Source organism: Microcystis aeruginosa NIES-2549 (genome assembly GCF_000981785.2).
Taxonomy (GTDB): Bacteria; Cyanobacteriota; Cyanobacteriia; order Cyanobacteriales; family Microcystaceae; genus Microcystis; species Microcystis aeruginosa_C.
Genome location: NZ_CP011304.1, coordinates 3,470,582 through 3,491,913, shown reverse-complemented (window position 1 = coordinate 3,491,913; position 21,332 = coordinate 3,470,582). Strand labels below are relative to the sequence as shown.

The window sequence follows — 21,332 nt, the reverse complement described above, 5'->3', positions numbered from 1 at the left end:
TTAGTTTTGAGTTTTAAGTTCACTGATTACTGTTTACTGATCAGTGATGACTGTACCCGATAGAGTTTGCACTTATTGACGGAAAAGTGACAGAATAGGGGGATAGATCGCCACAAACCAAGGTTAGCATGAGTGAACAGCCCCTCGGATCGGTTATTCAAGGTTCCCTGAGTGAAGGTTTAGAAATCCGTCTTTATCCGGATATTTCCGTAGAAGATATGCGCGTCGGTAAATTTTTAGTGGTGCAAGGCACTCGATCGCGTTTTTTCTGTCTCCTCACCGATGTCTCCCTGGGTAACTCCAGTCCCCGGATTATCGCGAATCCTCCCCATCCCGATGATAGTTTTATGCGCGATGTTTTGGCGGGTAGCGGTACTTATGGTACTATTGAACTATCGCCTATGCTCATGTTTACTCCGACTGGAGGTAATTCCCCGGCAGTTTCTGACACTTCTTTAGGCTCTTTTCAACCCCAAACTAGCGCCGATTTAGAATTACTGCCAGTTAAAACTATTCCCGCCCATTTTAGCCAAGTTTATGAAGCTTGTGAGCAGGATTTTCGCATGGTTTTCGGTTGGGAAGATGATCCCACCAGAAAGAATTTTGCTATTGGTCAACCCCTTGACATGGACGTGCCAATATGTATTAATCTCGATCGCTTTGTGGAACGTAGTAACGGTGTTTTTGGCAAATCCGGGACGGGAAAATCCTTTTTAACCAGATTACTAATTTCGGGCATTATTCGCAAACAAGCAGGGGTTAACCTCATGTTTGATATGCACTCGGAATACGGTTGGGAAGCGATGAAAGAGGGGAAGGAGGTTTCTACGGTGAAAGGATTATGTCAATTATTCCCCGGACAGGTAGAAATTTATACCCTCGATCCCGATTCTACCAAACGCCGGGGAGTACGAGGAGCGCAGGAATTATTCTTAAGTTATAATCAAATTGAAATCGAGGATATTCGTTTAATCGGTCGGGAATTAGGCATCTCGGAAGCTAGTTTAGATAATGCCAATATTCTCTATAACGAGTATGGAGAATTTTGGATTAATAAGTTATTAAATATGAGTAACGAGGATATTAAAATCTTCTGTACGGAAAAACAAGGTCATGCGGGATCAATTATGTCCCTCCAGAGAAAATTAATGCGTCTAGATAGTTTGAAATATTTAAAAAGTGCTTGTCCCCACAATTATATCGATCAGGTGTTGCAAGCTTTAGATGCGGGTAAGCACGTTGTTATTGAATTTGGCTCCCAAAGTAATATGCTTTCCTATATGTTAGCCACCAATATGATCACCCGTCGGATTCATGCTAATTATGTTAAAAAAGCTGAATATTTTTTACAAACTAAAAACCCCGTTGATCGGCCGCAACAGTTAGTGATTACCATTGAAGAGGCTCATCGATTTCTCGATTCTGCCGTGGTGCATCAAACTATTTTTGGAACCATCGCCAGGGAGATGCGAAAATACTTTGTTACTCTCTTAATTGTCGATCAAAGACCTTCAGGAATTGATAACGAAGTTATGTCTCAGGTAGGGACGAGAATCACCTGTTTATTAAACGATGAAAAGGACATCGAAGCCATATTTACTGGGGTTTCTGGAGGGGGAAGTTTGCGATCAGTTTTAGCGAAATTAGACTCAAAACAACAGGCTTTAGTTTTAGGTCATGCAGTCCCTATGCCGGTGGTAATTCGTACTCGCGCCTACGATCAAAAATTCTATACTGAAATAGGCGCGACCGACTGGCGAGAATTACCCGATGAGGAAGTTTTAGCGGCGGCCAAAATTGCCAAAGCTGATCTAGGATTTTAGAAAAATTAACTTTTGATTGTAGAATAGAGTTGGGTTATTTTTACTGAGAAGAAACCCTAGATGAAAACTGGTTTCCCTAACTATGCAACAAGGTGATTTAATCGAGATCGAAATTACTGACCTCAACCATACGGGCGAAGGTGTGGGAAAATACCGAGGACAGGTGATTTTTGTGCCAGATACGGTCATTGGCGATCGCATTCAAACTCGCATCACCTATATCAAAAAAAGTCATGCGATCGGCAAACTACAAACTATTCTACAAGCATCTCCCCATCGTATCCGGCCCCGCTGCATCGTCGCCGATAAATGTGGTGGCTGTCAATGGCAACACATCGAGGATCAATTTCAGCGCCGAGTCAAAAAACAGCAAGTACAAGAGGTATTAACCAGAATTGGTGGTTTTACCGATCCTTTGGTTCATCCTCCCCTCACCGGTAATTCTCCCCTCGCTTATCGCAATAAAGCTACTTATCCCCTCGGATTTTCCCCCACCGGCAATGTGCAAGCGGGTTATTATCGTCGCGGCAGCCATCATCTGATTAATCTCAATCAATGTCCGATTCAAGATCAGGCTTTAAATCCGTTTCTAGCAGAGATAAAACGGGATATTCAGGAGCAAGGCTGGTCAATTTATGATGAAAAGACCCACCAAGGACAATTACGCCATTTATCCCTGAGAATTGGCCGCCACACTGGAGAAGTTTTATTAACCCTGATTAGTACCGATAATAATTTACAGGGAATTGAGACCCAGGCGCGGCAATGGCTGGCAAAATACGGCAATTTAGTCGGTGTAACCGTGAATTATAACCCCGATCGAGGGAATGCTATTTTTGGCACTCAGACCACAACTATCGCCGGACGGGATTATATTACCGAAAAGTTCGCCGGATTAACCTATCAATTGGCTGCCGATACCTTTTTTCAGGTTAATACAGAGGCTGCTGAAGCCTTATTTGCGGTTATTTGCCAGAAATTAGAGCTTAAAGGTGAAGAAATTCTTATTGATGCCTACTGTGGTATCGGTACTTTTACTTTACCCCTCGCTAAACGGGTTAAAGAGGTGATTGGACTAGAATCCTATAGCTTTTCCCTCGATCGAGCCAAGATTAACGCCCAATTAAATAATATTACCAACACAACCTTTATTTTGGGGGCAGTAGAAAAAACTTTACCGCAACTGACAGTTAAACCCGATATTATTCTACTCGATCCGCCCCGCAAAGGTTGTGATCGCTCTGTCCTTGATAGTCTGTTACAGCTGCAAAGTCAACGCATTGTTTATATCAGTTGTCAAAGTGCAACTTTAGCCAGAGACTTGCAATATCTCTGTAAAACAGGCGATTATCAACTGCTAGAAGTGCAAACAGCTGATTTCTTTCCCCAAACTCCCCACGTCGAATGCGTCGCTTTTCTTGGACAAAAAACAGCGAATATGGTAGGATGAGAGAGGAGGAAAAACCTGACACTTTAGCCGTTTGTAGCTCAAAAGTCAACGGTTAAGGATAATAGCATATTAGGAACCGTTCCAATCAGCTACTTTTTTAATTAATCACCCGCTCAAAGTTGCCTTGATTCTCGATTGGTTTGTAGATCAATCATAAAAATATCTAATCCATCTCAGAGACAGAAAAGGGACAAAATATGACTCATTAGGTATGGCAATCATCTAGATCGACGGTTAAGAGACCTTAATCTTTCTGTAAGAGAACAGTAATTGAATATAAGCTAGAGGTAAAGTGCGTGATTGCTATTTCACTGCCCACAGGAAAACGAAGCTGGAACACCATGAGTTTCGCTTCCACCTTGTATCTTTGTCCGATTTTAGATTTATTGACCGCTAGTATTCCCGAAGAATTAGAACCAGAAATTAGATTAGGATTGCAAGAAGCTTTAGTTAATGCCGCTAAACACGGCAATCATCTCGATCCTACCAAAACCGTGGTCGTTCAATTTTCTAGCAGTAAAGACGAGTATTCTTGGGTAATTACCGACGAAGGTTGTGGATTTACTCCCCGTTGTCACCATCATGGCTGTAGTTGCGATTGCCCCGATTTTCCCCCCGAAGAAGCGGAAAATGGCCGAGGACTGTGTATGTTATATCAAATCTTCGACCAAGTTCACTGGAATCAACAAGGAACCCAACTGAAACTTTGTAAGCAAATTAAGCAGGAACGCTGGTTGAATTAATGACCATGACCGTGAGAAGGACAGGGAGGAGCAGAAATCGAGCGATCGAGCCAGCCTGTAGCCTGTTGTAGCCGAGGAAGTGCTTCTTCTGGCTGATTATCTAATAAAAACACTAAAGCCGTCCCTAATTGTTCAGCAGCCCGAGCATTACGGTTGGCCTTCAGACGATGCCAGTCAATCGGTGCGATCGCCAAACGTTCCGCCAAAATCCGCGCTAATTCCAGGGTAGATAGATGATCAATAGTCTGAGATGAGGAAGAGACAGGGGATGGAATCATAATCAAAAGGTTTCGTAAAACCGTAAAATCGTCTATAACTATAGTTTAGACGCAGGAAATCGCATCGAGTCCATGTCCTTAGAAGAAAACCCATACCCTAACGATGAATCGGCAGAATTTACCCAAGCGATTGAAGAAGTCGAAGCGGCGATCGCAGCACTAAAAGACCGTTATCGACAGATCAAAGAAGCAGAACAGCAAAAAAAAGACCTAGAGGCACAATTTAGCCAAATAGAACCCCAATGGCGGGAAAATCCCCTACCTGAACTAGAAAAGGAATTGGTACAAATTCGCGAACAGATTCAAGAATTAGAGGTAATTTTAGAAAGCAATTTACTCAAAGAAGGGGAATTAAAGCGCCTATTCTGGGAAGGAATCCGTCGCGGACTGCTGGGGGAAGTTTTTTGGCAAATTGTCCGCTTTGGTGGTATTGGAGTCTTACTGGGTTGGATTCTGCGATCCTGCAGTGGGTGATTAACTGGTATCTAAATTACTTGTTAAGACTGCACTGGGGAGGAGAGAAGGGGCTCTCTTGGATTTGGTGGGTAAAATGTATTCTAAGATACATTCCTCCTAGCGAGGGGGTGGAACGAACCACAAAGACACAAAGGACACAAAGATCGATCGATCATATTGTAAGTTAAACTTATCACACAGAACCTAGAAGAGGAGAGAAGGTAGCTTTTTTTTCAGGGAATGCTCACCTAATACTGCTCACTGAAAAATCGCCTATCTCCCCATCTCTCTATTTCGGTAAAATTCGGCCAATAGTGCGATTTTCCGGGGTAAAAGTCTCTTTAGCCACCCGTTGAATATCGGCAGCGGTGACAGCATTATAAGCATCTAATTGGGCGAATAAATTACGCCAATCGCCGGTTTTTACCTCGTATTCAATCAAGGATCGCGCCATGCCCATGTTAGAATCAAGACCTCTTAATAGGGCTGCCCGTAGTTGATTTTTAACCCGTTCTAATTCCTGTTCCGAAACCGGTTCATTTTTCAATCTTTCCAACTCCAAATTCAAACCCTGCGCTACTTCCTCTACACTGACATTAGGAGCGCTCAGAGCATAGAATAACAGCAAATTCGGGTATTTATCTCCCGGAAAGCCGTTAAATCCCTGGGCAGCGAGGGCAAGTTGTCTGTCCTCCACTAAAGCTTTATACAGTCGCGAAGTTCTTCCTTCACTCATTAAAGTGGCGATAACCTCGTAAACCGCATGATCGGGATGATTGAGGGCGGGACGATGGTATCCTTCTAAATACCAAGGCTGCGAGGCTAATTTTAGGGTAATTTCCTTTGTTTTGGTTTGGTCCGGTTCCACTACTGTCACCTGTGGGGGTTTTGGTTTAGCGGGAAAACGACCAAAATAAACCTTAGCTAACTGTTTGACCTGTTCTGGGTCCACATCCCCGGCGATAGCTATGGTTAAATTACTGGCAGGATAAAATTTATCGAAAAAGTTTTGGATATCCGAGGGTTCCAGATTGCGAATATCTCGATCGTAGCCGATAACGGGACGTTTGTAGGGATGGACAGTATAAGCTTGATCGAGAAAAGCTTCGATTAATAGACCCAAGGGGCTATTATCCGTCCGCATCCGTCTTTCTTCTAGAATTACGTCTTTTTCTTTGTAAAATTCCCGTTGGAACACCGGTTCTAAAAATCGTTCCGATTCCAAAGACATCCATAATTCCAATTTATTCGACGGGAAACTGTAAAAATAGCTAGTTGCATCGGTGGAAGTGGTGGCATTTAAACCGACTCCCCCCTGAGTTTCGACGATTTGCCCGTATTCGTTGCGTTGGACGAATTTCTCGGACTCTGCCTTAGTTTTTTGAAATTCTTCCGTTAATTTGGCCACTTCTGCGCTTTTACCCGCTTTTTTGGCCGCTTGCAGTTCTTTGTCTATAGCTTCAAGGCGATCGAGGACTTTTTTCTCGCTAAGATAATCGCTAGTACCAATGGTTTTTGTGCCTTTAAAGGCTAAATGTTCCAAAAAGTGAGCAACTCCTGTTTTACCGTCTGGTTCATCAGCACCTCCCACATCCGCGTAGGTGACAAAGGAAATAACAGGGGCATCGCGATTTTCTAGGATAATAAATTTTAGTCCGTTATCGAGGCGAAATTCGGTAATTTTTTGTTGAAATTGCTTAAGGTAGGGGGTAATCGATTGTACATCGGCTGGTTCCTCTTTCGCTTGGGCAAGAAGGGGTGAGAAACTCCCAAAACCCCAAAACACAAGGAAAGCCACCCAAAAGCCGATTACAGCCCGATAATAGGGGTTATTTTTAATGATCATAGATAGTTTTGTCAGGTATCGTGGCAGTGAGAGATCGATCGCTATCTTCGATCTTAGCAGTCGATTGTTAGGAGATGGGGAGTGGGGAGCTTTTTTCAGTGTTGCCAAAGGCACGGCGTAGCCGTCCAGTAAACAGTAAACAGTGAACTGAAAACTCACATCACCCCGTGTGCAACTATATTTTTAGTCTTGATTTACAAGGCTTTCAGAAATCAGCAGAGATAAAGTATCCTCTGGAACCCTACCCTGATTCTGTCGTTTTTAGTTGCACATCGCGTCACATCTGATAACTGATAACTGATAACTGATGACTGATAACTGACTCCTGTGTTTTAGACAAAAAATCTCTCCCTAAAGAGGAGAGATTTCAAAAAAGCACGAATAACAATGGGGGGAGGCAGTTTTTATAGGTCGCCACCACGAAAAGCTAGTAGGAAAATGACAAAGGGGCCAGCTAACATGATTAGCGCCACGAAGGTGAGTTGAAAAATGGGTTCTAAATTGAGAGCCGCAAATAATTCCATGATGTCTCCTAACCTGTCTACAATGATTTTAAAGGCTAATCTGGTCAAAACCATTGTCTATCATACAGGGGATGATTCGCCGGTTTTCCTGATTCGATACAAAAATACATAAAGTTTTGTTGCAATTCTGAATTTTCCCGCTTTCCTATTTCCTTCCCACTAGGGGCAATCTCAATGTTCAACTCTCTGGCCACATCTCCCGACTCGTTAACCCGGATTTATACTGGTTTTCAGGCACTCTCTGACCCCCTGCGACTGCAAATCCTGCAACTGTTGCGACATCGGGAATTATGCGTCTGTGAATTGCGCGACCATCTCGATATCGCCCAATCTAAACTATCTTTTCACCTAAAAACGCTAAAAGAAGCCAATTTAGTCCGCAGTCGTCAAGAGGGTCGTTGGATCTACTACAGCCTAAATCTATCTCAATTTCTTCTCCTAGAAGAATATCTATCGGAATATCGTCGTTTTGCCGCCCTCGTCCCCGCTCGTTTCTGCGAAGAAAATCAGTAACCAATCAAGATTTTTAGAAATATTAAAGCTTTATGACTGGCTTTTACCCTTGACATATCAACTTTTTTTGAAATAATAAAGGTGGGTTGCCCAATCTCCCATTATTCCCTTTCCACCTTTGTGCGATGACTAATCAAATCAATCCTAAAGCCGCCAAAGCTGGTGGTAGCCTGAGTGTTTTTGAAAAATATCTTACCCTTTGGGTTATTTTCTGTATTTTGGCGGGAATTGCCCTCGGTCGGTCATTTCCGGACGTAGCGCAGACTTTAGATGCCATGAGTATCTATAACGTTTCTATTCCGATCGCCATCTGTCTTTTCTTCATGATGTATCCGATCATGGTTAAGATCGACTTTTCTCAGGCTCTCCGGGCTGCCCGTACTCCCAAACCAGTTATTTTAACTTTAGTGGTTAATTGGCTGATCAAACCCTTTACCATGGTGGCGCTGGCTCAATTTTTTCTCGGCTGGCTGTTTCTGCCTTGGTTGAGTCAAACGGAGATTATCCGAGGACAGACGGTAAGTTTAGCTAGTTCCTACACTGCTGGAGCTATTTTACTAGGAATTGCTCCCTGCACGGCCATGGTCTTGATGTGGGGCTATCTTTCCTACAGTAACCAGGGTCATACCCTAATTATGGTAGCAGTCAATTCCCTAGCGATGCTTTTTCTCTACGCTCCCCTAGGTAAATGGTTACTGGCAGCTAATAATTTTGTAGTCCCCTGGCAGACCATTGTTTTTTCTGTGTTAATCTACGTTGGTTTACCGCTTATTGCTGGTATCTATAGCCGTCACTGGATTTTTAAACATAAAGGACGGGCCTGGTTTGAATCGCGTTTTCTTCACTATCTCAGTCCTGTGGCAATCACTGCCTTATTGTTAACCTTAATCCTCCTCTTTGCTTTCAAAGGCGATTTAATTGTTAGTAATCCCCTGCATATTTTCCTGATTGCTATTCCCCTGTTTATTCAAACTAATCTGATTTTTTTACTTAGTTATGTGGCCGCTCTCAAACTCAATTTAGTTTACGAAGATGCCGCTCCCGCTGCTTTAATTGGTGCTAGTAATCATTTTGAGGTAGCGATCGCCACTGCGGTGATGTTATTCGGATTGAATTCGGGGGCTGCTTTAGCGACAGTAGTGGGGGTATTGATTGAAGTACCTGTGATGTTAATGTTGGTAGAATTCTGTAAAAAAACCGCCTTTTGGTTTCCCAGAGATCCAGAAAAAGCCACCCTTCTTGATCCTCGTTGCTTGAGTTCTTATAAATAATTATTCACCATGATCCAATCGACTCACAAACCGAGAATTCTTTTCCTGTATGGTTCTTTACGCGAACGTTCCTACAGTCGTTTATTAGCAGAAGAAGCGGCCAGAATTATCACTGAATATGGGGCAGAAGTGCGCTTTTTTGATCCGCGTGAATTGCCGATTTATGGCAGTGTTCCCGATACTCATGCCAAGGTGCAAGAATTACGAGAATTAAGTCAATGGTCTGAGGGTCAAGTCTGGTCATCTCCCGAACTTCACGGCAATATTAGCGGCATTATCAAAAACCAAATTGATTGGATTCCCTTGAGTATTGGTGCGGTTAGACCTACCCAAGGCCGCACTTTAGCAGTTATGCAAGTAAGCGGAGGTTCCCAATCTTTTAATGCGGTTAACACTCTGCGAATTCTTGGTCGTTGGATGCGAATGTTTACTATTCCTAATCAATCTTCGGTGGCTAAAGCTTATCAGGAGTTTCACGAGGATGGCACGATGAAAGATTCCCCCTATCGAGATCGAGTTATTGATGTGATGGAGGAACTTTATAAGTTTACCATTCTCCTGCGAGATCAGGTAGATTATCTGACCGATCGCTATAGTGAAAGGAAGGAAAAAGCCGCCAAAGAAATAGCCACAATTGCCCATAAAGCTATTAATTAAATCAATTTCTAGGAGTTAAAATCATGAAAAAAGTCATGTTTGCCTGTAGAAAAAATTCCTGTCGTTCCCAAATCGCCGAAGGTTTCGCTAAAACTTTAGGTGCGGGTAAAATTGCTGTCACCAGTTCCGGATTAGAAGCGGCCAAAGTTCACCCCGGAGCAATCGAAGTTATGGGGGAAATTGGTATCGATATTACTGACCAAACTTCTAAACCAATTAGGGATTTTAATCCTGAAGATTACGATGCGGTTATCTCCCTATGTGGTTGCGGTGTCAATCTGCCGGAAGGATGGGTTTTACAGGAAATTTTCGAGGATTGGTTAATTGATGATCCCGATGGTCAACCCATGGAAACTTTTCGCCGAGTTCGCGATGAAATTAAGGCTAAAGTTGTCGGATTAATCGAGCAGTTAAGTAGGTAGGTTTTAAAAGTTGTCAGACACCCCCCTTATTAAGGGTAGGGTTGATTCATGAATCAACCCTACTATGAATCAACCCTACTATGAATCAACCCTAGGGGGGGCAGGGGGGATCAGAGGCAAAATCTATTTTTAATTTAATTATAACTACTTACTTAAGTTAATTTTCCCCAAATTTTTGCGGCTCTCTTGTCGTTTGTGTGATAGATTTTAGCGATCGAATCTGTCTTCCTCTCTGTGTCCTTTGTGCCTTTGTGGTTTCTCCCCAAGAGAGCCTTTTTTTCCAGTCTATCCCTTGGGGGAGAAAAATAATAAGGGGAACCACAGTTGATGAAGAATATCTTCATTAATCCGACGCACTGCTAACCATTCCAACATATTGGAACGATGGCAGGTAGCCACTGCGATGGCACTTATATCATTTTCTTCTGCTGCCGTCAAAACTTCTAATACAGGTGTTCCTTGTCGCACTTGGCTCTGTACTTGCAAACCGAGTTTTTCTAGTCGCGCTTGCACCGATTCTAATTGTTGACGGGCATCATTTAAACGAGATTCGGTGACACTGGGATCGCGACTGATGTTTTCCACTACCCGGACGAGGAGACATTGCTCAAAAGAGCCAGGGGAGCGAGTTTGAGCGTATTTTTCTATCTGTTCAATTAGATAAATCGCGTCGGGACTGCCATCGTAGGGAATTAATAAATGTTTCCAGAGATGCTGACAGCGCAGGGCTAATTCATCGTGAGTATAAACTGATAATAATTGCGGTCGGAAAATCAGCAGCGGAATATCGGTAATACCTGCGATCGCTAAACTGGTACTACCGAATAATTTTTCTTGGACAGCACCGCGCATGGGATTTCCCATCAAAATCACGTCAATAGAGTGATGAGCGAGGATTTCCCGCACGGCATCCACGGGACGACGGTTAGAGATTTCGACAATAACTGTCATACCGTCGGGAATATTTGCTAAAGCTGGGGATAATTTTTCTTTAGCCGCGTCAATTTTTCCTTGATCTACGGCAGCTAGGGTGGGTTGTTCCCAAACCGGAATACTGTGGAGGAAGATAACTTGTTTTAAGCCGCTCAGGGCTAAGTGTGGCACACAATGGACAAGACGATGGAGACCATCGAAAAGATCTGTACAGATCAAAGCGCGCTCGAACATAAATTAACCCCTAGCAATTCGGTTATTCTTCCCTAAGAATAACTAAAAAGGTGAAGAAATGCGCCCCGCATCCCTAGCTCGTTTCCGCAGAAACCCAGCCGGAGAAAGAGGTCGCCCGCAGGGGTGAAATGAGTTACTGGGGGGCCCAGGGATTAGAATCTAGACCCCACTGGTGTTTGAGAAAAGCTTTGTACATATTTTCCCTGACCATCATTTGTTCGTAGAGCTTGATCAGGAAATCCTGCGCTTGCTCCTGACTCATTTTTTCTACCTGAGTCTGAAAAGAACGAATGTTGAACTGTTGTTCTAAGGAAAGTTCGATCGGTTGAGACATGGTGTTCCTCCTCGATGAAGACAGTGGTTGATAACAAGCGAGATGGGTGATTGGTATCACCTTTTTTAACTAATGTAACAAATACTTGACAAAGTGTCAATGTACCTGTAGAGAGGGTTCTGCTTTTTCCCTTCTCTTGGCTAGGATACCCCGGCGCCAAAAGCAAAGAAGCATATAATGATACATTTAGCAAGAGTTTTCATAAAAATTTGCTTACTGTGAACAAATACTTAAGTAGTTATACTTATATTTTCCATGACAGCCCAGAGCGAGAGAAAATATTTGACAAATTGTGTAAACATTCTGTAATAATCGAATAGAGCGACATAAATCGGGTAAGTTGAATGATTAGCCCTGTTAACAGCTAAAAAACGTAACCCCTAGATTCCGTCCCTCTCGTTGAAATCGTTAAGGATAGTCGAAATTGACGGCCACAGCCGCTATCGTGCAGAAACTACAAGCCTATCGCTGGGAAACATCCTCCTTAGCTCTGTTTGCCTTAAAAAAATCAGGATACAGGCAGGGAATGTCGCACAAGTTTTTACATCAACCTATACTTGGAGGAATCCATCATGTCCATTCGTCTATACGTTGGTAATTTGCCCAAAGAATCCGTCGAGCGCGAAAAATTACAGGCGCTTTTTGCTGATGAAGGGGAGACGATTACCACTAAAGTCATCAAAGATCGCAAAACTGGCAAATGTCGCGGTTTTGCCTTCGTTACCGTCCCTAGCGATGAACTAGCTGACCAGTTTATCGAAAAATACAACGGTCAATCCTTCATGGAAAACCCGATCAAAATCGAGAAAGCTCTCCCCCGCAGCAAGGGAGGTAAAGAAGAAGGAGAAGAAGCAGAAGGCCCAGAGGCCAGCGTAGAAACCCCCGAAAAAGTCGAAAGACCAACTCCGAAACCGACGACGGCAGCACCGCGCAAATCCAGTGGCGGCGGCAGCGGCAAAAAACGCAAGGCTGAACGGGGTGGCAATAATGCCCCGAAAGTTACCAGCGATGGTGACGCTTTACAGCCAGATCCCCGTTGGGCCAATGAATTGGCTAAACTCAAGGAAATGTTAGCAGCCCAGGCCACTAATCCCTAATTCCATTGACAAGAGGGCAAGGGATAGCCGATAACTAAGAGGTTCAAAATATCGCTTTTAGGAATGTGCATCATGACAGCAATCGATCCGGTCATTATCATGAAACAGGAGGTCGGGAAGGCCGCCGCTAATCTAGTTCAATCTAATTCGGTCGTGGGATTAGGAACTGGTTCAACGACGGCCTACGCGCTCGAATATCTGGGCGCTAGACTGCAAAGCGGGGAAATCAGCAATATTGTCGGGGTTCCTACTTCTTTTCAAGCGCAAGTTTTGGCCAGGAAGTACGGAATTCCCCTCACTACCCTCGATGTCATCGCCAAGATGGATATCGCTATCGATGGGGCCGATGAGGTGGATCCCCAGAAAAACCTGATTAAAGGCGGCGGTGCTGCCCATACTCAGGAGAAAATTGTCGATAGTCTCGCCGATATTTTTGTCGTGGTAGTGGATGGCAATAAGCTGGTGGATAAGTTGGGATCGACTTTTCTTTTGCCGGTGGAAGTGTTACCCATGGCCATGACTCCAGTGATGCTGAAATTAGAGGCCCTCGGTGGTAAACCTTCTCTCCGCATGGGAGTGAAAAAAGCTGGCCCCGTGGTGACAGATCAAGGCAATTTAGTTATCGATGTTAAATTTGATAGTATCGATGATCCGGCTGATTTGGAAAGAACTATTAATAATATGCCGGGGGTTTTAGAAAATGGTTTATTTGTCGGGGTTGCTGATCTGATTCTCGTCGGTGAAATTATCGACGGTAAGCCGGTAGTGCGCGAGATTAGGTAGGCTTAATTATTCTTAAGCTAATAATAAAACAGGCCTGCAGCCTGTTTTATTATTATGGGTTTATACAGACAAAGAGCAAAATAAAGAGAGGCTATAGGCTAATAAAAAATATGTCCCTTTTTGACAGAAAATATCTGGGAAGATTGCAACCAGCGAGACTCAAAAGAACTGAGATGAGTGGTGGTAATTAAAGTTTGAAAACGGTCTTCGATCGCATCTAATAATTGATTTTGTCGTTCGATATCTAATTCCGCTAAAACATCATCGAGGAGTAGTAGGGGAGGTTCTCCGATAATCTGCTCTAATAACTGTAATTCCGCTAATTTCAAGGCTAAAACTAAGGTTCTTTGTTGTCCTTGGGAACCGTAGGATTTAGCGGGGTTTTGGTTAATTAAAAAATCCACTTCATCCCGGTGCGGACCGACTACCGATGTCCCTAGTTGTTTCTCTGCCAAACGACGGGTTTCAATCTTATCTAAAAAAGCCCTTTGTACCCCATTGACATCATCTTCTACCCAAGGCACATTGGGAACATATTGTAATTCTAGATATTCAGTTTTTCCGCTAATACTTTCGTGCCATTTTTGGGCTAAAGGAATTAATCTTTGCAGGACTCGCGCCCTTCTTCTCGTAACTCTTGAACCGGTTTCTGCTAGTTGTAAATCCCAGAGTTTTAGTTGGGACAAATCTCCATAAACTTTTCCCTCTAATTCCTGTTTACGAATCTCTTTTAATAGGGCATTTCTTTGTCGTAAAACCTGATTATATTGCTGTAAAATATGAACGTATAGGGGTTCTAATTGAATTAATAAAGTATCTAACCAATCTCGGCGAGCTTCCGGACCACCGCGCACTAAATCCAGATCGAGACTAGAAAATTGTACCGCATTAATCACGCCCAAAAAATCGAGATGACGGCGCAGGGGTTGACGGTCACGGATCACGGTGCGACGACCGGAAGAACGGAGAATTAAACTTAATTCTGATGCTCCATAAAGACGATTAACCCTAGCAAAAATTCTCGCCTCCGAGTCCGATTCTAGCACCAGATCCCGATCCTTGCTGACTCGATGGCTCTTGAGAGTGGCCAAAAGTTCGATCGCTTCTAGTAAATTGGATTTTCCTTGAGCATTATTGCCCAATAATATTGTTTTTTTGGACTCGAATTTTAGCACCTGTTCGGCATAATTTCTAAAACTGTGAAGGTGCAGGTGTTCTAGATACATTGCAAGTTCGGGGTTGGGGAATTATGAATTATGAATTATGAATTATGAATTATGAATTATAAATTATGAAGTGGGGTGTGGGGTGTGGGGTGTTGGGGGTGGGGGAGTGGGGAGAAAAAAGCTGATCACTGATCACTGACTCCTGATCACTGACAATGGCAGAGGTTTAGGGTTAAGTGAATTTGCTATAATTCCCCTTGACAATCAATATTTTATAGTAGCTTTTGCTTTGAAAATCCCTTTTTTACCCTTAAAACAGACTGAAAGTCTATCTAAACTCGCTTTGATTGCTATACTCGCTTTTGATGCTTCTGTTTCCCTCGCAGGACAATTTCCCGATGGCAGAATATTTTTTGAGCGCTCTCCTACTCTGGTTAATTTTTTCGCTACTTTCCAATCCGTGCGTACTTGGGGGGCCAAATACTATCTTACCATCGCTCTACCGCCGTCTCTCGGGGCGCCCTTGGCCAAAGTAACCATACAACAGCAGCCTAATATTCAAACTATTGCTTTTCTTGTTGATCAAACCTTTGCTTTTCTTGGCGATCGCAATCAGCGAGGCGAAAAATTAACCCTAAAATCCACTACCTTTGACCCCAAGACTCAGACGATTACGGTCATTTTTGATCCTCCTGTCCCCCCCGGTAATACCGTTTCCATCGGTCTGAAACCAGTACGAAATCCCGATTATGGTGGTGTCTATCAGTTTGGAATCACTGCTTATCCCCCCGGTGAGAATTCTCCCGGATTATATCTAGGTGTCGGACGTTTAGCAATTTATGAGGCTGGCGATCGCTGGTAGGTCGTTCTGCGTCTAAAAACATTAAGGAGAACTTCCCACCTTACCCTTGAGATGACTGCTCTAACTTTCCTGTCTGAGTTTTAGAAAAATTTAACTTTATTCAATCCATGAACATCTGTTCAGATGTTATACTAAAGTCAGTAAAGAAGTTCAGAGGTAGTAACCATGATCGCTGACACCACCATGAAATGTGCTTGTAAATCCTGTGACTGTGTAGTATCGATCGCCGATGCCATCAAAAAAAACGATAAATACTACTGTTGCCAAGCTTGTGCCGATGGTCACGTTGACGGGAAAGGCTGTGGACACCAGGGCTGTATTTGCGGTTAAATTTAGTTATTGGGAAGAAAGGGACAAGTATCGGCATTGAAGATTCGATCGATACCCCCCTTTCTCAACTTTCCCTTAATAACTGATCGGGAAAAAACATGGCCATAGAGAAAATAGCACCGGTTTGTGGGGAATCCCATCACCAAGAGGGGAAATTCCAGCACTTGCAGGGATTAGAACTAGAAAAAGCCCAAAAAATGGCCGAATTTTTCAGCCTTTTGGGGGATGCCAACCGCCTCAGAATTCTATCGCTTTTAGCCAAACAAGAATTATGTGTTTGTGACTTAGCCGACGAGTTAGGGATGAGTGAATCGGCCGTATCGCACCAGTTAAGAACCCTAAGAGCCTTAAGATTAGTTAAATACCAAAAACAGGGACGGAGAGTCTTTTATTGCCTTGCCGATCATCATGTTCTTGACCTTTATTACGCGGTCTCGGAACATTTAGAAGAACCGGGGGACGAGGATTAAAACAGTCCCAAAGCGGGTAAAACAAACTGTAAGAGCAGAGAACCAATCCCCTGCACCATTTGGTCTAATTGAGCGTTGCCACCACCTTGTTCTTGCGGTTTTAGGGCGATTTCCATGCCTTTAATAAAATTCTCTGCCGCTTCGTAACCGGGGGTATTGCCTTGGCGTTGAAAGAGAGTCGAAGCCATTTGAGCATCCTGGGCCGCTAGAGCATTTTGTCCCAGACGATAGTGAGCCATGGCCCGGGCCAGATAAGCTGGAGCATATTCTGGGTTGATTGTCAAGGCCTTATTAAAATTTTCTATGGCGGCACTGGTGCGTCCCTGTTTTCCTTCCACCATCCCTAGTCCGTAGAATAGTTCAGGAGTACCGGCACTACTGGGAATTCCCACCGCACCCTGCACGTATGCAGTATCTAGTTTAGTGTTTTCGAGGTTAGCATTATTGAGATAAGCGCCTCTTAAATCCGCACCCGTCAAGATTGCGCCAGTTAAGTTCGCTCCAGTCAGATTAGCACCAAAAAGAGAGGCTCCAGTTAAATTTGCGCCCCTCAGATCCGCCCCACTTAAATTAGCTTGACTAAGATTAGCACCGACGAGATTGGCCCCATTTAATTTTGCCCCGACTAGATTCGATTGCACTAACCCTGAACCGCTCAGATCGCATTGGGGACATTTTCGGGTCGATAATAATTGCTGTAGGTGGTTTAAATCTTCCGTCCAACCAACTAGGGAGAAGTTCAGGGGAAGACTGAGGACGAGGGTTAGGGCGATCGATTTGTACATAGTTTAAAATAACTCTATTTATTATTATTGATAATAACCATTCGATCGGGGCTAATCGCTTAACTAGATTCTGCTTGAGAAATCAGCCCTTGTCAACTAAAATAGAAGATGAGAGGCTCTTAAGGTCAGAAGAAGCGACAAAATCGAGATTTGTTACCTTTTCAACAGCAAGTTTTTTAGAGGAATTTCCCTATTTTATAATGACTACTCTACACGGTAATTGGCTGATTCGTTCGCAAGATAGTGTTTTTTTTCTTTGGGGTGAACAGTGGCAAGGGAAAGAATTAAGTGAAACAAAGGAAAATCATCCTTTTTGTCTAGAATCCGGGGCATTAGCCCAATTTATCGAGAAATTTTCTCCTCAGCTTGACTGCTATTCTCCAGAATCAATCAAGCTCAGTCTGCCTAGTTATTCCCCCCCTAGGAAAAAATATTTTTTACCGCTGCTGTCGGGGCAAATTCTCGAACCTATACCTAAATCCTTGTCTTGGCAACCATGGCAGATATCAGGATTAACTTTTTCTGCGGGGATGATAGTGCGGTTATGGGAGAAATTGCCCCTAGCTAAGGCCGAATTTATCGGCAATGATCTACGATTTTGGCTATATTTGCACCGTTGGAGTTTAGATTTATTAGCAAGAGGGAAATTTTTAGCGGGAATAAATCAGGGTGAAAGTTGCTGGTATCCCCTGCTGGATAGTACCATCGATCGCACTCGTTTAGCTAAGTTTATCCAAACCATCCCCCCGGTCTGTCTTGCCTATCAAGAAAATAGCGAACCACAAACAATTATTCTCGATTGCTTAAAAAATATTGTCGATGCTCGTTTGCGACAAAAGATAGATAGTACTGTTAATATTTCCCCCTCATTGATGGTGAAACCTTGGCTACAATCTTTAAGCGGTGATCATCATGACATTGCCTTAGAAGCCAAGAATTTACAGCGTCTAGAAAATGCTTATCATAACTGGGTGTTTCCTATCCAAGAAAGTTTAGTTAATGGCAATAATCGCCAATTAATCGAGAATCAATACCGTGTCTGTCTATCCTTACAACCTCCCAGTTTAGGAACAGTATGGAAACTCAGCTATTATTTACAAGCGTTAGATGATCCCGACTTTCTCATTAGTGCCAAGTTGATTTGGTTAGAGGGCAAAGAAAGTTATCATAGTTATCAAAGAGTTGTCAATAATCCCCAGGAAATTCTCTTAAAAGGATTGGGACTAGCGGCGCGATTGTACGAACCGATTAGAATTAGTTTAGAGCAGAGACACCCAGAGGAATGTTCTCTTGATTCGATCGAAGTTTATCAGTTTATTCGCTCGATCGCTTGGCAATTGCAAGATCAGGGATTAGGGGTAATTTTGCCAACGGGTTTAACTGCTGGTAGTAATGAACAAAGATTAGGAATTAAGATTGCTGCCAGTGTAACTCCCAAAAAAGGAGAAAGATTAAGTTTAACCAGTTTGTTAAACTTTCAGCTTAAATTAGTGGTAGGGGAACAGGAAATATCGAAAAAAGATTTTGATAAGTTATTAGAGAAAAAATCGCCAGTGGTGGAAGTGGAGGGCAAATGGTTAATCCTACAGCCTACGGATGTCAAAGCAGCTCAGGCAATTTTAAATAATACCATCGCTCCCCTGAATCTCTCGGTGGAGGATGCCCTGCGCTTGAGTTCAGGAGATAATAATCTAATTGCTAAACTGCCGGTAGTCAATTTCCAAGCGGAGGGATCATTAAAGGAATTAATTGATAATTTAAACAACAATCAAGGGATTCAATTAATCAACCCACCCCGGGAGTTTCGGGGGGAATTACGTCCCTATCAAATCAAGGGGGTTAGTTGGTTAGCTTTCCTAGAAAAGTGGGGTTTAGGTGCTTGTTTAGCCGATGATATGGGTTTAGGAAAAACCCCGCAATTAATCGCTTTTTTACTAGCATTAAAAGAAGAGGATATGTTAGTTAATCCCGTGTTAGTGGTGGCTCCCACTTCTGTGGTTAATAACTGGGAACATGAGTTAAGAAAATTTGCTCCCACCCTGGCGGTTTTTGTGCATCATGGCGAAAAAAGATTAAAAGGTCAAGCTTTTGCTCAAGAGGTAAAAAATAAATCGGTTGTTATTACCAGTTATCCTTTAATCTATCGCGATCTGTCCACTTTGGAAGCAGTACAATGGCAAGGTTTAGTTTTAGATGAGGCTCAAAATATTAAAAACTCTACGGCTAAACAATCCCAAGCAGTGCGAAAAATACCCGCAGGATTTCGCATTGCCTTAACGGGAACTCCCGTAGAAAATCGCCTGACGGAATTGTGGTCAATTTTGGATTTTCTCAATCCCAATTTTTTAGGAACTCAAACATTTTTCCAGCGTCGTTTTGCCCTTCCTATTGAAAAATACGGCGATCAAGAATCCCTGCATAATTTGCGTTCCCTCGTCCGTCCTTTTATTTTACGGAGATTAAAAACCGATAAAAATATTATTGAAGATTTACCAGAAAAACAGGAAATGAATATTTTTTGTGGTTTATCGAAAGAACAGGGACAACTTTATCAACAATTAGTCGAGACAACGCTCCAGAAAATTGAAGAAACTCAGGGAATTCAGAAACATGGATTAATTTTAACCTTGCTAATGCAACTAAAACAAATTTGTAATCATCCCGCCCATTTTTTGAAAGAAAATAGTTTAGAAACCAGTCAAAGATCGGGGAAATTATTACGCTTAGAAGCCATGGTAGAGGAAGTGATAGCAGAAGGCGATCGAGCTTTAATTTTTACACAATTTGCCGAGTGGGGAAAACTCCTACAAACCCATCTTCAGAAAAAATTAACCGAGGAAATATTATTTCTCTCCGGTTCTACCAAAACAAAAGATCGGGTAGAAATGATCGAGCGCTTTCAAAATGATCCCCAAGGACCGAAGATTTTTATTCTCTCCCTCAAAGCGGGGGGAACAGGATTAAATTTAACCCGCGCTAATCACGTTTTTCATATCGACCGCTGGTGGAATCCGGCCGTAGAAAACCAGGCCACCGATCGCGCTTTCCGCATCGGACAAAAACGCAATGTTCAGGTACATAAATTCATCTGTACGGGAACCCTAGAGGAACGCATTAATGAGATGATCGAAAGCAAGAAACAATTAGCGGAACAAACCGTAGATGCTGGGGAAAATTGGTTAACAGAATTAGATACCGATCGCCTGCGAGATTTATTATTATTAGATCGATCGGCAATTATTGATGAAGAAGAAACCGATTAGAAGCGAACCACCTGATAAACCGTGGAACCATTCTCAAACAGGGGCTGATAGTAGATACCGCTACAATTGTAATAAAGTGTATTGTCAGCCGTGATTGTGGTGCAGCCGTCGGGAAGATAGGTGACAATCGCGCCGATGGGAGGGGCCACCACCGTGTAGGAACTACCGCTAGGCTGAAGATAGATGCCGTCCGAGTAAATGTAGGAAGTGGAACCCACATAGACGGTATTGTAGTAGGGGGGGAGAGTGGCGATCGCTGAACCGATGACTAGGCCAGTGGTTAACCCCACCCAACCCCAACCCGGGGGGACGTAATAACCGCCACCGTACCAACCGCCACCACGCCAGTAACCGTTGCGATTATCGTCAATAAAGTTCTGACGGTTCTGTTGGCGATCGCTAACCTGCTGCTGCCGTTCACCCTGTCTTTCGCTGCGTTCCCCTTGACGGATATCGGTTCTTTCGCTGCGTTCCCCCTGCCGTTCACCCTGTCTTTCCGTGCGTTCCCCTTGGCGGGTTTGTTGACTGGTTTGCCGTTCACCCTGTCTTTCCGTGCGTTCCCCTTGACGGGTTTGTTGACTGGTTTGCCGTTCACCCTGTCTTTCCGTGCGTTCCCCTTGACGGGTTTGTTGACTGGTTTGCCGTTCTCCCTGTCTTCCAGAAAAATCTCTAGAGGGTTGGGAACGATTACTAAAATTACCTCGGTTTTGCAGATCACTACTGCGGTTAACCCGTGGGGAAGCTCCACCACCGCCACGACTACCGCCACCACCGCCACGACTACCGCCACCACCGCCACCGCGAGCGTCCACATAATCCGTTACCAGTAAACTTGTACCCAAGAGGAGGGCGGCAAGAACACATAAGTTTTGACATAAAGATCTTTTCATGGCCCGGACTCCTTGATTTTTTTATTCGCCTTGGCTGCTTATCTTCCCAGATTATTTTCTGCAAGCGTTCGACGGTTTCTGGTGCAAAAAAACGCTCTCCTGTTTCTAGACACACTCTGGCGGGAACATCTTCGATAAGTAGGTAGGCGTTAAAAATTATCAGACACCACCCTAATCAAGGGGGGACTAAGGGTAGGGTTGA

General features: G+C 43.5%; 23 protein-coding genes. 15 read left to right on the top strand and 8 right to left on the bottom strand.

Annotation, left to right across the window (positions count from 1 at the left end):
- The first annotated feature begins 128 nt into the window (after positions 1-128).
- From myaer_RS17225 to myaer_RS17215, 3 genes are all read left to right on the top strand, one after another.
- Positions 129-1,823 (top strand): helicase HerA domain-containing protein, encoded by a 1,695-nt coding sequence (locus tag myaer_RS17225; RefSeq protein WP_046662981.1) that lies wholly within the window; start codon positions 129-131, stop codon positions 1,821-1,823.
- A gap of 82 nt (positions 1,824-1,905) precedes the next feature.
- The gene (rlmD, locus tag myaer_RS17220) at positions 1,906-3,273 is read left to right on the top strand and encodes a 23S rRNA (uracil(1939)-C(5))-methyltransferase RlmD (RefSeq protein WP_046662980.1); all 1,368 of its coding nucleotides are present in this window, start codon (positions 1,906-1,908) and stop codon (positions 3,271-3,273) included.
- A gap of 341 nt (positions 3,274-3,614) precedes the next feature.
- Positions 3,615-4,016, top strand: a complete 402-nt coding sequence (locus tag myaer_RS17215; protein WP_046662979.1) for an ATP-binding protein — start codon at positions 3,615-3,617, stop codon at positions 4,014-4,016.
- Here the strand turns inward: myaer_RS17215 and myaer_RS17210 are convergent.
- Positions 4,013-4,294, bottom strand: a complete 282-nt coding sequence (locus myaer_RS17210; protein WP_046662978.1) for a DUF6439 family protein — start codon at positions 4,292-4,294, stop codon at positions 4,013-4,015. The two genes, myaer_RS17215 and myaer_RS17210, sit on opposite strands and share 4 nt — an antisense overlap.
- A gap of 72 nt (positions 4,295-4,366) precedes the next feature.
- On the opposite strand from myaer_RS17210, the gene myaer_RS17205 reads away from it, so the two are divergent.
- A complete protein-coding gene (locus tag myaer_RS17205; protein ID WP_046662977.1) occupies positions 4,367-4,768 on the top strand; it encodes a hypothetical protein in 402 nt (133 codons plus the stop codon).
- Between the two features lie 271 nt (positions 4,769-5,039).
- Here the strand turns inward: myaer_RS17205 and myaer_RS17200 are convergent, their stop codons facing one another.
- Entirely contained in the window at positions 5,040-6,596 is a 1,557-nt protein-coding gene (locus tag myaer_RS17200) for a M16 family metallopeptidase (RefSeq protein WP_046662976.1), read from the bottom strand.
- Between myaer_RS17200 and myaer_RS22370 the strand changes: the two genes are divergently transcribed.
- Positions 6,589-6,717, top strand: a complete 129-nt coding sequence (locus myaer_RS22370) for a hypothetical protein (RefSeq protein WP_268807278.1) — start codon at positions 6,589-6,591, stop codon at positions 6,715-6,717. The genes myaer_RS17200 and myaer_RS22370 overlap by 8 nt on opposite strands.
- Before the next feature lie 283 nt (positions 6,718-7,000).
- Here the strand turns inward: myaer_RS22370 and psb30 are convergent, their stop codons facing one another.
- Positions 7,001-7,120 carry a photosystem II reaction center protein Ycf12/Psb30 gene (gene psb30 / locus myaer_RS17195; RefSeq protein WP_002736367.1) on the bottom strand — a complete coding sequence of 40 codons (120 nt, stop codon included), beginning with the start codon at positions 7,118-7,120 and terminating at the stop codon, positions 7,001-7,003.
- Between the two features lie 174 nt (positions 7,121-7,294).
- On the opposite strand from psb30, the gene myaer_RS17190 reads away from it, so the two are divergent.
- From myaer_RS17190 to arsC, 4 genes are all read left to right on the top strand, one after another.
- Entirely contained in the window at positions 7,295-7,633 is a 339-nt protein-coding gene (locus tag myaer_RS17190) for an ArsR/SmtB family transcription factor (protein ID WP_046662975.1), read from the top strand.
- A 125-nt stretch (positions 7,634-7,758) separates the two neighbouring features.
- Positions 7,759-8,904 carry an ACR3 family arsenite efflux transporter gene (arsB, locus tag myaer_RS17185; protein WP_046662974.1) on the top strand — a complete coding sequence of 382 codons (1,146 nt, stop codon included), beginning with the start codon at positions 7,759-7,761 and terminating at the stop codon, positions 8,902-8,904.
- Positions 8,905-8,913: 9 nt separating this feature from the next.
- Entirely contained in the window at positions 8,914-9,561 is a 648-nt protein-coding gene (gene arsH, locus myaer_RS17180; protein ID WP_046662973.1) for an arsenical resistance protein ArsH, read from the top strand.
- A 23-nt stretch (positions 9,562-9,584) separates the two neighbouring features.
- On the top strand, positions 9,585-9,983 hold the full coding sequence (gene arsC, locus myaer_RS17175) for an arsenate reductase, glutathione/glutaredoxin type (protein WP_046662972.1): 399 nt from the start codon (positions 9,585-9,587) through the stop codon (positions 9,981-9,983).
- Positions 9,984-10,268: 285 nt separating this feature from the next.
- On the opposite strand, the gene myaer_RS17170 is transcribed toward arsC, so the two are convergent.
- The gene (locus myaer_RS17170) at positions 10,269-11,150 is read right to left on the bottom strand and encodes a universal stress protein (protein ID WP_046662971.1); all 882 of its coding nucleotides are present in this window, start codon (positions 11,148-11,150) and stop codon (positions 10,269-10,271) included.
- 133 nt (positions 11,151-11,283) lie between these two features.
- Complete coding sequence (locus myaer_RS17165; protein ID WP_002739006.1) at positions 11,284-11,484, bottom strand: NblA/ycf18 family protein; 201 nt, start codon at positions 11,482-11,484, stop codon at positions 11,284-11,286.
- 572 nt (positions 11,485-12,056) lie between these two features.
- Here myaer_RS17165 and myaer_RS17160 point away from each other — a divergent pair.
- Positions 12,057-12,581, top strand: a complete 525-nt coding sequence (locus myaer_RS17160; protein WP_046662970.1) for an RNA recognition motif domain-containing protein — start codon at positions 12,057-12,059, stop codon at positions 12,579-12,581.
- Between the two features lie 72 nt (positions 12,582-12,653).
- Positions 12,654-13,364: a ribose-5-phosphate isomerase RpiA gene (gene rpiA / locus myaer_RS17155; RefSeq protein WP_046663823.1), complete on the top strand. Its 711-nt coding sequence runs from the start codon at positions 12,654-12,656 to the stop codon at positions 13,362-13,364.
- Between the two features lie 98 nt (positions 13,365-13,462).
- On the opposite strand, the gene recF is transcribed toward rpiA, so the two are convergent.
- Complete coding sequence (gene recF, locus myaer_RS17150) at positions 13,463-14,590, bottom strand: DNA replication/repair protein RecF (RefSeq protein ID WP_046662969.1); 1,128 nt, start codon at positions 14,588-14,590, stop codon at positions 13,463-13,465.
- 229 nt (positions 14,591-14,819) lie between these two features.
- Between recF and myaer_RS17145 the strand changes: the two genes are divergently transcribed.
- The 3 genes from myaer_RS17145 to myaer_RS17135 all read left to right on the top strand — a co-directional run bounded on the left by myaer_RS17145 (position 14,820) and on the right by myaer_RS17135 (position 16,192).
- Positions 14,820-15,392 (top strand): DUF2808 domain-containing protein, encoded by a 573-nt coding sequence (locus myaer_RS17145; RefSeq protein WP_046662968.1) that lies wholly within the window; start codon positions 14,820-14,822, stop codon positions 15,390-15,392.
- A 165-nt stretch (positions 15,393-15,557) separates the two neighbouring features.
- Positions 15,558-15,722: a metallothionein gene (locus tag myaer_RS17140; RefSeq protein WP_071846484.1), complete on the top strand. Its 165-nt coding sequence runs from the start codon at positions 15,558-15,560 to the stop codon at positions 15,720-15,722.
- A gap of 98 nt (positions 15,723-15,820) precedes the next feature.
- The gene (locus myaer_RS17135) at positions 15,821-16,192 is read left to right on the top strand and encodes an ArsR/SmtB family transcription factor (protein WP_046662967.1); all 372 of its coding nucleotides are present in this window, start codon (positions 15,821-15,823) and stop codon (positions 16,190-16,192) included.
- Here myaer_RS17135 and myaer_RS17130 read toward each other — a convergent pair.
- Positions 16,189-16,977 (bottom strand): pentapeptide repeat-containing protein, encoded by a 789-nt coding sequence (locus tag myaer_RS17130; protein WP_046662966.1) that lies wholly within the window; start codon positions 16,975-16,977, stop codon positions 16,189-16,191. The genes myaer_RS17135 and myaer_RS17130 overlap by 4 nt on opposite strands.
- A gap of 200 nt (positions 16,978-17,177) precedes the next feature.
- Between myaer_RS17130 and myaer_RS17125 the strand changes: the two genes are divergently transcribed.
- Entirely contained in the window at positions 17,178-20,240 is a 3,063-nt protein-coding gene (locus myaer_RS17125) for a DEAD/DEAH box helicase (RefSeq protein ID WP_046662965.1), read from the top strand.
- Here myaer_RS17125 and myaer_RS17120 read toward each other — a convergent pair.
- Positions 20,237-21,130 (bottom strand): DUF6515 family protein, encoded by an 894-nt coding sequence (locus myaer_RS17120; protein WP_046662964.1) that lies wholly within the window; start codon positions 21,128-21,130, stop codon positions 20,237-20,239. The two genes, myaer_RS17125 and myaer_RS17120, sit on opposite strands and share 4 nt — an antisense overlap.
- Positions 21,131-21,332 lie beyond the last annotated feature (202 nt).